At 60.6% G+C, this 11,675-nt stretch carries 9 protein-coding genes; 6 read left to right on the forward strand and 3 right to left on the reverse strand.

The genetic code is table 11. The features are described 5' to 3' along the window. Positions 1–9 precede the first annotated feature (9 nt). The 4 genes from urtE (at position 10) to KDX37_RS21045 (ending at position 3,298) form a co-directional block, all read left to right on the forward strand. Entirely contained in the window at positions 10–699 is a 690-nt protein-coding gene (gene urtE / locus KDX37_RS21030; RefSeq protein ID WP_231654893.1) for an urea ABC transporter ATP-binding subunit UrtE, read from the forward strand. 44 nt (positions 700–743) lie between these two features. Continuing rightward, on the forward strand, positions 744–1,973 hold the full coding sequence (gene fmdA / locus KDX37_RS21035; protein ID WP_231654895.1) for a formamidase: 1,230 nt from the start codon (positions 744–746) through the stop codon (positions 1,971–1,973). A gap of 91 nt (positions 1,974–2,064) precedes the next feature. Further along, positions 2,065–2,412: an FmdB family zinc ribbon protein gene (locus KDX37_RS21040; protein ID WP_231654896.1), complete on the forward strand. Its 348-nt coding sequence runs from the start codon at positions 2,065–2,067 to the stop codon at positions 2,410–2,412. Between the two features lie 160 nt (positions 2,413–2,572). Next, positions 2,573–3,298 carry a 4'-phosphopantetheinyl transferase family protein gene (locus KDX37_RS21045; protein ID WP_231654908.1) on the forward strand — a complete coding sequence of 242 codons (726 nt, stop codon included), beginning with the start codon at positions 2,573–2,575 and terminating at the stop codon, positions 3,296–3,298. Here KDX37_RS21045 and fhuF read toward each other — a convergent pair whose 3' ends face one another. The 3 genes from fhuF to KDX37_RS21060 are packed head-to-tail and all read right to left on the reverse strand — an operon-like array spanning position 3,299 to position 6,354. Continuing rightward, the gene (gene fhuF, locus KDX37_RS21050) at positions 3,299–4,045 is read right to left on the reverse strand and encodes a siderophore-iron reductase FhuF (protein ID WP_231654915.1); all 747 of its coding nucleotides are present in this window, start codon (positions 4,043–4,045) and stop codon (positions 3,299–3,301) included. Continuing rightward, positions 4,003–5,610: an ATP-binding protein gene (locus tag KDX37_RS21055; RefSeq protein ID WP_231654924.1), complete on the reverse strand. Its 1,608-nt coding sequence runs from the start codon at positions 5,608–5,610 to the stop codon at positions 4,003–4,005. Before KDX37_RS21055 ends, fhuF begins: the two co-directional genes overlap by 43 nt. 6 nt (positions 5,611–5,616) lie before the next feature. Further along, positions 5,617–6,354: a response regulator gene (locus KDX37_RS21060; protein WP_231654926.1), complete on the reverse strand. Its 738-nt coding sequence runs from the start codon at positions 6,352–6,354 to the stop codon at positions 5,617–5,619. A gap of 721 nt (positions 6,355–7,075) precedes the next feature. On the opposite strand from KDX37_RS21060, the gene KDX37_RS21065 reads away from it, so the two are divergent. Both KDX37_RS21065 and KDX37_RS21070 read left to right on the forward strand, forming a co-directional pair. Beyond that, positions 7,076–9,988, forward strand: coding sequence for a ribonucleoside-diphosphate reductase subunit alpha (locus tag KDX37_RS21065; RefSeq protein ID WP_231654933.1), 2,913 nt, complete (start codon positions 7,076–7,078; stop codon positions 9,986–9,988). A gap of 271 nt (positions 9,989–10,259) precedes the next feature. Then, positions 10,260–11,507, forward strand: a complete 1,248-nt coding sequence (locus KDX37_RS21070; RefSeq protein ID WP_231654935.1) for a ribonucleotide-diphosphate reductase subunit beta — start codon at positions 10,260–10,262, stop codon at positions 11,505–11,507. The last annotated feature ends 168 nt before the right edge of the window (positions 11,508–11,675 follow it).

Raw genomic sequence — 11,675 nt, forward strand, 5'->3', positions numbered from 1 at the left:
GAGCGCAGCATGTTCAACATTCAGCAGTTGGCCTGCGGTTATGGCCAGAGCCAGATCCTTCACGACCTGAGCCTGTCGGTGCAACAACAGGAAATCGTCGCGGTGATGGGCCGTAACGGCATGGGCAAGACCACGCTGTTCAAGAGCCTGATGGGCATCCTGCCGCAATGGGCTGGCCAGGTTCAGGTCGACGGCGTGGACGTGTCCGGCCTGGAAACCCACGCCCGGGTCGAGCACGGCATGGCGTATGTGCCGCAGGGCCGGATGATATTCCCGTCGATGAGCGTGCTGGAAAACATTCAGACCGGCTTGCCCGCCTCCGCCAACGGCAAGGTGCCCGACGATTTGTACGCGCTGTTTCCGGTGCTGTTCGACATGCGCGCCCGACGCGGCGGCAACCTGTCTGGCGGCCAGCAGCAACAATTGGCCATTGCCCGCGCGTTGGCGACCAACCCCAAGGTGCTGTTGCTTGATGAGCCGACCGAGGGCATCCAGCCGTCGATCATCAAGGACATCGCCCGCACCCTCAAGGAAATCCGCAGTTTGCGCAACCTGACCATCGTCGTCTCTGAGCAGGTGCTGTCGTTCACCCTGGAAATTGCCGACCGGTTTCTGGTGATCGAGAAAGGCCGGTTCGTCATCGAGGAAACCCGCGCCAACGTCGATGAAGCGACGATCAGCCGCTACCTGTCCGTCTAGCCACCCGCCCCTTTTGTGTGACCGAAACCCCGAGGAGAACCGCCATGACCGAAACGCTGATCAAAGTCGATCTCAACCAGCCCGTTACCGAAAACGAACAGATCCACAACCGCTGGCACCCGGACATTCCCATGGCCTGCTGGGTCAAACCGGGAGATGACTTCATCCTCGAAACCTATGACTGGACCGCAGGCGCGATCAAGAACGACGATGACGCCAGCGACGTGCGGGACGTCGACCTGACCACCGTGCACTACCTGTCAGGCCCGGTGGGTGTGCACGGCGCAGAACCCGGCGACCTGCTGGTGGTGGACCTGCTGGACATCGGCGCCCGCGCCGACTCGCAATGGGGTTTCAACGGGTTCTTTTCCAAGCAGAACGGTGGCGGTTTTCTCACCGAGCATTTCCCGCTGGCGCAGAAGTCCATCTGGGACTTCAAGGGCATGATGACCAGCTCCCGGCACATCCCAGGCGTCGAGTTCGCCGGCTTGATCCATCCCGGCCTGATCGGCTGCCTGCCAGACCACAAGATGCTGGCCGAGTGGAACCGTCGAGAGCAGGAACTGATCGATACCGACCCGGACCGCGTGCCTGCGCTGGCCTGCCCACCGTTTGCCAGCACCGCGCACTTGGGCAAGCTCAAGGGCCCGGCACGTGACCTGGCGGCGGCGACTGGTGCACGCACCGTGCCGCCTCGCGAACATGGCGGCAACTGCGACATCAAGGACCTGTCGCGCGGTTCCAAAGTATTTTTCCCGGTGTACGTCGACGGCGCAGGGCTGTCAGTCGGCGATCTGCATTTCAGCCAGGGCGATGGTGAGATCACCTTCTGCGGTGCCATTGAAATGGCCGGCTGGGTGCACATGCGCGTCGAGCTGATCAAGGGCGGTATGGCCAAATACGGTATCAAGAACCCGGTGTTCAAACCCAGCCCGATCGTGCCCAACTACAACAATTACCTGATCTTCGAAGGCATTTCGGTCGATGAAGCGGGCCAGCAGCATTACCTGGACGTCAACGTTGCTTACCGTCAGGCGTGCCTGAACGCGATCAACTACATGACCAAGTTCGGCTACTCGCCCGCCCAAGGGTATTCGCTGCTGGGCTCGGCACCGGTGCAGGGCCATATCAGTGGCGTGGTCGACATCCCCAACGCCTGCGCGACGTTGTGGCTGCCGACGGAGATCTTCAAGTTCGACATCAACCCGAACGCCAATGGCCCGACCAAGTTCATCGACGGCAGCATCGACTTGCCGATTGCGCAGGACAAATAACCCGCTTCGCGTCACGAGCAGGCTCTGCGCCTCAGGTTGATGGAACGAGCCTGCTCCTGAACGTATGGACTTTTTGCTGAAGGATGTCGACATGCCCATGTATGAATATGACTGCGCCCACTGCGGCGACTTCACTGCGCTGCGCCCGATGGCCGACAGCGCGCTGCCCTGCGAATGCCCGCAATGCGGCGCGTCGAGCATGCGTGTGATCCTCTCGGCACCCGGCCTGAGCACCATGGCCGGCAACACCCGCAGCGCCATCGCCCGCAACGAGCGCAGCGCCCACGAGCCGAAAACGGTCGACCAGTACAAGGAAAGCCGTGGCCACCCGAGCGGTTGCAGCTGCTGCGGCCCTACCACGCGGCTGGCCCCTACCAAAGCCAACCCCCATGCCCTGAAAGGCAAGCCCGCAGGCCGCCCGTGGATGATCAGCCATTGACCCCGCTCGCATCCTCATTGACTTCACTGGCCCCTTCGTCAGCCCGCTGACTCCCACGTGTACACTTTTGTGCGCTGGGAGCACATTGATTGGGTGCACCCAGCACGACTACGCCAAATCTCCCTTCCCTAGCGCTTCATCCCCCGGCAAAATGCCGCGCATGATGCCTACCCAGAACCTGCCCGCCTGCTGCCCTGCACTCGTCCATCACTGGCCGCTGCCAAATGCCGTGCCGGGTGCGGTGCTGGTGAGTGGGCTGTTCGATCCGCAGAAGCTGGCCGACGGTGATTTCCAACGCTGCACCGTCGAGCAACCCGCCAGCATTCAGCGCTCGGTGGCCAAGCGGCAGACCGAATTCCTCACCGGACGCCTCTGCGCCCGGGAAGCCATACGCTTGCTCGACGGCCGTTTGTACACACCTGATCTGGGTGAAGACCGCGCGCCGGTCTGGCCTGAGGATATCTGCGGCTCGATCACGCACAGCACCGGCTGGGCGGCTGCCGTCGTCGCGCACCAGCAACAATGGCGCGGGCTGGGGCTGGATACCGAACACCTGCTGAGTCACGAGCGAGCTACCCGGCTGGCCGGGGGCATCCTCACCGCCAATGAAATGGCCGACATGGCGACCGGTCCTGAAGACCAGATAGCGTTGCGTGTGACCCTGACTTTCTCCATCAAGGAAGCCCTGTTCAAGGCGCTCTACCCCATTGTGCAAAAGCGCTTCTATTTCGAAGATGCCGAACTGCTGGAATGGTCCGCAGACGGCAATGCGCGGCTGCGTTTGCGGATTGATCTGTCCAGCGAATGGCACGCCGGAAAGGAACTGGAAGGGCAATTTAGTCTGCAAGTCGACCAACTGCTGAGTCTGGTCGCCATCGCAGGCTGATCAAGCCAGCAACGGGCAGTGCTCGCAATGCCCGACCCACTCCACACGATGGCTCAGGCAACAGACTCGCCGCTGTCGTCGTGGCGCGGCACCGTCCGGCTGCGGTACATAGCGAATGGTTTGAAACAAAGGGTTGGCTCGTCCATCTGGCCTTGTGCGTGCACTCAACAAGGTGAGCCCAGACGCCAACGACACATCACTGGAATGGGCCAGCTGTGTGAGGCAGGTGTCCAGATAATCCCCGGCACTGCTCCACAACACCGCACTGGGCAACCCGCCATAAGCGCTGACTGCCTCGACGAAAGGCTGCAGATTGTCATCGAGCAAACCGGCAAAGCGTTGAAACGGGTCCTCAGCGACAGCCTGCACCGCCTCGCCCGACTTTAGAAACCTGATACCGCTCGGCACCCCACGCTGGTCCAGCGCCAGCGCGACGTGCTCAAGCGTCAGAGGCCAATGCCAGCCGTGTACCAGGCTTGCGACCAACACCGGCGCCATGAGCTGCATGAAGTAATACTTCGCCCACTGCGACACCAGCACCGGCAACTGCTCAGGCATCAGTTGCGAGCCATAGACACTCAGCAACACCGCATCGAGCCGCTCGGGCCGCAGCAACTCAGGCAATGCCTCGACAGGACGTAAATCGTCTGCTGCCAGCAAACTGCGGCCAAACGGTGCAAGCGGTCCGCTGAACAACGATGCATTCATCGCGGCACCTGAACCCGTGGCCACGACAGGCTGAAGCACGCCCCGCCCAGGCTCACACTGCGTCCGATCAGGGCTCGGCCTTCGTGCCAGTTGATGATCCGTCGCACGATCGACAGGCCCAGCCCGTGCCCGCCCGACGCACGGGTGCGGCTGTCGTCGATGCGCATGAACGGCGTGAAAATCTGCTCCCAGGCGCTTTCCGGCACGCCGGGGCCGTCGTCGTCCACGTCGATACGGCAGCGCTCCGGGCCTAATCGATAACCGATGCGTACCTGCGTCTCGGCATGCCGCATCGCATTGCTGACCAGGTTCTGCACAGCACGATGCAGATAACGCGGTTCGGCCTCGACCCAGGCGGCTTCGCCCTCTCCCGTGACGCATTCACCTCGGGACACGCGCACATCGGCGCGTAGTGGCGCCAGTTCGGCAATGACCTGATCGATCAGTGCGTCCAGGTCAATGCGCTGAAAGTTGAGGGTTGGCGCGCCCTGCTCAAGGCGTGCGTAGGTCAGCATTTCATCCACCAGCTTGTCGAGGTCCTGAATATCGCTGTCCATGCCGCGCATGTACTTGAGACGCGCCTCTTCGGTCGTCGCGTCGCTGACCATCTCCAGACCGAAGCGCAGACGCGCCACCGGCGTGCGCAGCTCATGGGAAACGGCACGCACCAGTTCACGCTGGATCATCAGCGAGCGCTGCAAATGCTCGGCCATGCTGTTGAAGGCCCCCGCCAGACGCCCCACTGAATCCGAGCCCTCGGTCGGCACGCGAGTCTGCAGGCTGCCCTGGGCGATCAACGTGGCGGCCGCTTCCAGCGCCAGCACCCGTCGTTCCAGGCGCCGCACCAGCAGGTACACCACCAGACCAATGAAACACAGCCCCAGCAACGCAATCAGCACCAGCCATTGCAGCGGATACGGGTTCATCTGATACAGCGGGCCGATCTCCAGCACCCAGTTGGTGTCGACAATGCCCGCCAGCACCCGAATCGAGTCACCGCCCTTGCCCAGCGCCATGACCGTATCGCCTTCGTAAATCCGCCGACGCTGGTCGTCATCCAGGTCCGCCTGATCCAGCGCCAGTAAATGCAGGTCAAACCCGAAACCCTTGTCGATGCGCAGCGCTTGCAGCCGTGCGGGCTGTTCATTGATCGGGAAGCGCACCAGTTCGTCGATCAACAGGTAAATAGTGGCGCGCGCCAGTTGCTCGGTGATCTGCTGCACTTCACCGGTCAACAGCAGCGGCTCCTGCGTACTCAACTGGCGGTAAACCCTGGCGGCATGCGGGCCGATCTCTTCAACCACCACCTGCCCGCGTGCGAGGCGACTGCGCGCGCTGCTGTCCAGTTGCGCCTGCTCGGCGCTTTGCAGGCCCAGCGGAATGCCCAGCAAGCGCTCCCAGACCGCCAATGCGCGGCGGCGCTCGATGTCGTTCAGCGGGATGAGGTTATCGGCCATGACGGTAAAGGTGCCGTGGGCCAGCCGCTCACGGTACTGCTCGCCACGGGCCTGATTGAGCACGTGCAGTGCCAGCGCGCCGAGCAGCGCGACCAACACCAGCACGCCGAGCATGCCGCCATAAATACGCAGGAAGATCGAGTTCATGAGAGGTCAGCCGCTGAACACGTAGCCGCTCATGTCCTGCGCGGCTTCGGGCACAAACAGATAGCCCTTGCTGCGCACGGTCTTGATCAGACGCGGGTGGATGGGGTCGTCGCCAATCTTGGGGCGGATGCGCGAAATGCGTACATCTATAGAGCGGTCCTGCCCGTCATAACCCACGCCGCGCAAGGCGGTGAAGATCTCCTCACGCGACAACGTGCGCCCGGCATTGGCCACCAGCAGCCATAACAGGTCGAATTCCGCACCGGTCAGCTCGATACTCTGCTCGCGCAGCCAGGCTTCACGCAGCGCGTTGTCCACCACCAGCGGCCCGAACACCAGCCGTCGCAGTTCTGCGGCAGGCACCTGAGGCGCTTCACTGCGGCGCAACAGCGCATGAATACGCGCGAGCAGCACACGCGGGTGCACCGGTTTGCAGACGAAATCATCGGCCCCCGTGTCCAGCCCCTGAACATGGTCGGTGTCATCGGTACGCGCGGTGAGCATGAGGATCGGCCCGTCGTAACGGTCACGCACCTTGCGGCAAATGCTGAAGCCGTCCTCGCCAGGCAGCATCAGGTCCAGAATCACCAGATCCGGCTGTTCGTCGATGATGCGCGCCGCCGCCAGCGCGCCGTTGCCCTCGATACTCACACTCAGGCCGTTGTTCTGCAGGTAGTCGCTGGTCAGTTGGGCCAGGCGCTGGTCGTCTTCGACGATGAGCACGTGCCAGAGATGTGGCTCCACAAACGCTTCCTTTTTGTTATGAGTGAGGGCCGGTTTGCTGAGGAAACGTGGTTCTGCAAGAGCAGACGAACCCCAGGTTGCGACACCGCGTCGCAGCCGATTGTAGCAACCACGCGGTAAAGCACACGACATGCCAGATCGACCTTGCAGTGCGTATTTTTTGTGATAGTGTGCGCGCCCGCAAAAATCAGCCTGGGACCATCGACTGCTGCAAAAAACAGTGACCAACGGTCCAGTCCAGCAGTTCTGCGGCCTACACGCGATATGGGCGATTCATACACAAACTACCCACATGGTTATCCACAGGCCGTACGTTGCAATTGATGTCCAAAACGCATTATCTTGTAGCCCGGCGACGAGAGACACCCTACATGTAGGGTTTTCCTCGAAATTTCCAGCACAACTCAAATGCAGAATTCAAGCATTTTAGTTGCACCTGAGGGGTTGAACTTTAAGACGTGTTCGGCAACAAACCGCTCGCCTCGGCAACACAGCGAGCCGGTACACGTTTTGCAATATCGAACACGCATTCTTCATCAGATTTGCAGGGGATCGGGCTTTTGACCCGGTCCCTTTTTGGCTTCAAAACTCGGGAGTGGCGGTGCATGACCCCTCTCCCATCCCGTTTTGAAGCCTTCGGGTCGCCCCTTGGCGACTCTCTTGCCTAGAACGAACGGCGGGCAGTAATGCCCGAAAAAATTTAAAGAACGTGGAGTCCCCCATGCAAACAGACACAACTCGCGAGAACGCGTCGACCCCTGCACCGCAAGCAGGCCAGGCCCAACAGGACCTGTCCGCCACCGCACCGGGTCAACTGCGCGTGATCAAGCGTAACGGCACTGTCGTCGCCTACACCGATGACAAGATCACCGTCGCTATCACCAAGGCGTTTCTTGCAGTTGAGGGCGGCGCTGCTGCCGCCTCGTCGCGCATCCACGACACCGTTGCCCGCCTGACCGAACAGGTCACTGCCACGTTCAAGCGTCGCATGCCTTCGGGCGGCACCATCCACATCGAAGAAATCCAGGACCAGGTCGAACTGGCTCTGATGCGCGCCGGCGAGCAGAAAGTGGCTCGCGACTACGTCATCTACCGTGATTCGCGCGCCAAAGAGCGTGCTGTTCGTTCTCCGGAAGAGCAGGTTCAGGCTCACCCCTCGATCCGCATCACTCGTGCCGACGGCAGCTTCGCGCCGCTGGACATGGGTCGCCTGAACACCATCGTCACCGAAGCGTGCGAAGGCCTGGCTGAAGTCGACGCCAACCTGATCCAGACCGAAACCCTGAAGAACCTGTACGACGGCGTTGCGCTGAAAGACGTCAACACCGCGCTGGTGATGACCGCTCGTACCCTGGTCGAGCGCGAGCCGAACTACTCGTTCGTAACCGCACGCCTGCTGATGGACACCCTGCGTGCCGAAGGCCTGAGCTTTCTGGAAGTGGCCGAAAGCGCTACTCACCACGAAATGGCCGACCTGTACGCCAAGGCCCTGCCTGCCTACGTCGCCACCGGTATCAAGTACGAACTGCTCAACCCTGTGCTGGCCGAATTCGACCTGGTGAAACTGGGCAAGGCGATCAACCACGAGCGCGATCAGCAGTTCACTTATCTCGGCCTGCAAACTCTGTACGACCGTTACTTCATCCACAAGGATGGCGTGCGTTTCGAACTGCCGCAGATCTTCTTCATGCGTGTGGCCATGGGCCTGGCAATCGAAGAGAAAGCCCGTGAAGACCGTGCCATCGAGTTCTACAACCTGCTGTCGTCGTTCGACTACATGTCGTCGACCCCGACGTTGTTCAACGCCGGTACACTGCGTCCACAGCTGTCCAGCTGCTACCTGACCACCGTGCCGGATGACCTGTCGGGCATCTACCACGCGATCCACGACAACGCCATGCTGTCCAAATTCGCAGGCGGCCTGGGCAACGACTGGACACCGGTGCGTGCGCTGGGCTCGTACATCAAGGGCACCAACGGCAAATCGCAAGGCGTCGTACCCTTCCTGAAAGTGGTCAACGACACGGCCGTTGCGGTCAACCAGGGCGGCAAGCGCAAGGGCGCTGTCTGTGCCTACCTGGAAACCTGGCACATGGACATCGAAGAGTTCATCGAGCTGCGCAAGAACACCGGTGATGATCGTCGTCGTACCCACGACATGAACACCGCCAACTGGATCCCTGACCTGTTCATGAAGCGCGTCTTCGACGACGGCCCGTGGACCCTGTTCTCGCCATCCGAAGTGCCCGACCTGCACGACCTGACCGGCAAGGCGTTCCAGGAGCGTTACGAGTACTACGAAGCGCTGACCGAATACCCAGGCAAGGTAAAACTGTTCAAGACCATCCAGGCCAAGGATCTGTGGCGCAAGATGCTCTCGATGCTGTTCGAAACCGGCCACCCATGGCTGACCTTCAAGGACCCGTGCAACCTGCGCAGCCCGCAGCAGCACGTGGGCGTGGTTCACAGTTCGAACCTGTGCACCGAGATCACCCTGAACACCAACAAGGACGAGATCGCGGTCTGCAACCTGGGCTCGATCAACCTGCCGAACCACATCGTCAACGGCAAACTGGACACCGACAAGCTCAAGCGCACCGTCGACGTAGCCGTTCGCATGCTCGATAACGTGATCGACATCAACTACTACTCCGTGCCGCAGGCCAAGAACTCCAACCTGCGCCACCGTCCGGTCGGCCTGGGCATCATGGGCTTCCAGGACGCGCTGTACCTGCAACACATCCCATACGGTTCGGACGCTGCCGTGCAGTTCGCCGACACCTCGATGGAAGCGGTCAGCTACTACGCCATCCAGGCATCCTGCGACCTGGCCGACGAGCGCGGTGCGTACGAGACGTTCCAGGGTTCGCTGTGGTCCAAAGGCATCCTGCCGCTGGATTCGCAACAGATCCTGATCGAGCAGCGTGGCGAGAAGTACATCGACGTCGACCTCAAAGAAACCCTGGACTGGGCGCCGGTACGTGCCCGTGTACAGAAAGGTATCCGTAACTCGAACATCATGGCCATCGCACCGACCGCCACCATCGCCAACATCACTGGCGTGTCGCAGTCGATCGAACCGACCTACCAGAACCTGTACGTCAAATCGAACCTGTCCGGTGAGTTCACCGTGATCAACCCGTACCTGGTTCGCGACCTCAAGGCCCGCGACCTGTGGGACTCGGTCATGATCAACGACCTGAAGTACTACGACGGTTCGGTGCAGCAGATCGAGCGCATCCCGCAGGAGCTCAAAGAGCTTTACGCGACCGCCTTCGAAGTGGACACCAAGTGGATCGTTGACGCGGCAAGCCGTCGTCAGAAGTGGATCGACCAGGCTCAGTCGCTGAACCTGTACATCGCTGGCGCTTCGGGCAAGAAGCTGGACGTGACCTACCGCATGGCCTGGTACCGTGGTCTGAAAACCACTTACTACCTCCGTGCCCTGGCCGCGACCAGCACCGAGAAATCCACCGTCAACACCGGCAAGCTCAACGCAGTATCGAGCGGCAGCCACGGCCCGGACGACTCGGCAATCGCCGCCCCACGTCCAACCGAAGCAGCACCTGCCGGTCCAGCGCCAGTGCCTAAAGCCTGCGCCATCGACGAGCCGGATTGCGAGGCTTGCCAGTAACACAAACCCGCCCGCTCCCACAGGTCAGACAAAACCTGTGGGAGCGAGCGAACGACACCGCTGAATCTGTGTGTGGGAGCAAGCCGGGTGGCGTCCCATTAGCTCGCAAAGAGGCCGGTACTGAACCAGATCCACCACCGCCCTGCCCCGAACAAAAAGCCCAACAAGCCCAAAATTCAATGTTGTTTGCGCTCACTATCTGACGCAAAGACACACCTTAGATCCAACAGGTCAGTCCATCCGACTGACCCTCAAGCAGGAGATGCACACCATGCTGAGCTGGGACGAATTCGATAAAGAAGACGGTGAAGTAGTTGCCAAGGCAGCCAACGCCGGTCACGCCAACGAAGCGAACATGGACCGCCTCGACAGCGCCGGTGGCGCAGCGGCTCAAGAAGCCCGTGCGGTCACTGCCAACGACTCCGCTGCCCTGATCCGCGCCAAGAAAGCGCTGGACGCACTGGACGTCGCTGAAGGCCTGGCCGAACTCGACGGCGCCAGTGCTCGCGTTGCCGTTGACGAAAAAATGATGATCAACTGCCGCGCTGACCTTAACCAGCTCGTGCCCTTCAAGTACGACTGGGCCTGGCAGAAGTATCTGGACGGTTGCGCAAACCACTGGATGCCGCAAGAAGTCAACATGACCGCCGATATCGCCCTCTGGAAAAACCCGGAAGGCCTGACCGACGACGAGCGCCGCATCGTCATGCGTAACCTCGGCTTCTTCTCTACCGCTGACTCACTGGTTGCCAACAACCTCGTGCTGGCCGTGTACCGCCTGATCACCAACCCGGAGTGCCGCCAGTACATTCTGCGCCAGGCCTTCGAAGAAGCGATCCACACACACGCCTACCAGTACTGCATCGAATCGCTGGCCATGGATGAAGGCGAGATCTTCAACATGTACCACGAGATCCCATCGGTCGCTAAAAAAGCAGCCTGGGGCCTGAAGTACACCCGTTCGATCTCCGATCCGAAGTTCGAAACCGGCACTGTCGACACCGACAAGGAACTGCTGCGCAACCTGATCGCTTACTACTGCGTACTGGAAGGCATCTTCTTCTACTGCGGCTTCACCCAGATTTTGTCCATGGGCCGCCGCAACAAGATGACCGGCGTCGCCGAGCAGTTTCAGTACATCCTGCGCGACGAATCCATGCACCTGAACTTCGGCATCGACGTGATCAACCAGATCAAGATCGAAAACCCGCACCTGTGGGATGCCGAGATGAAAGAAGAAGCCACGCAGATGATCCTGCAAGGCACCCAGCTGGAAATCGAATACGCCCGTGACACCATGCCACGCGGCGTACTGGGCATGAACGCAGCGATGATGGAGGACTACCTCAAATTCATCGCCAACCGCCGCCTGAGCCAGATCGGCTTGAAAGAAGAATACCCAGGCACCACCAACCCATTCCCATGGATGAGTGAAATCATGGACTTGAAGAAAGAGAAAAACTTCTTCGAGACACGGGTTATCGAGTATCAGACCGGTGGGGCACTGAGCTGGGATTGATGGCTTGGGGTTGAAACGGTTGTAGTGAAAAAGCCAGGGGGTGAGAACTTCCTGGCTTTTTTGTGGGCATTGTCCCGTCCTGAATAAGGTTTACACCTTCTGACCTTTCCTCAGGAGGATTCAATGGACTCAGGCAAAAGGCGTAGCCAGCGCGATTACACGCTAGCT

This window comes from Pseudomonas californiensis (assembly GCF_021147775.1).
Taxonomy (GTDB): Bacteria; Pseudomonadota; Gammaproteobacteria; order Pseudomonadales; family Pseudomonadaceae; genus Aquipseudomonas; species Aquipseudomonas californiensis.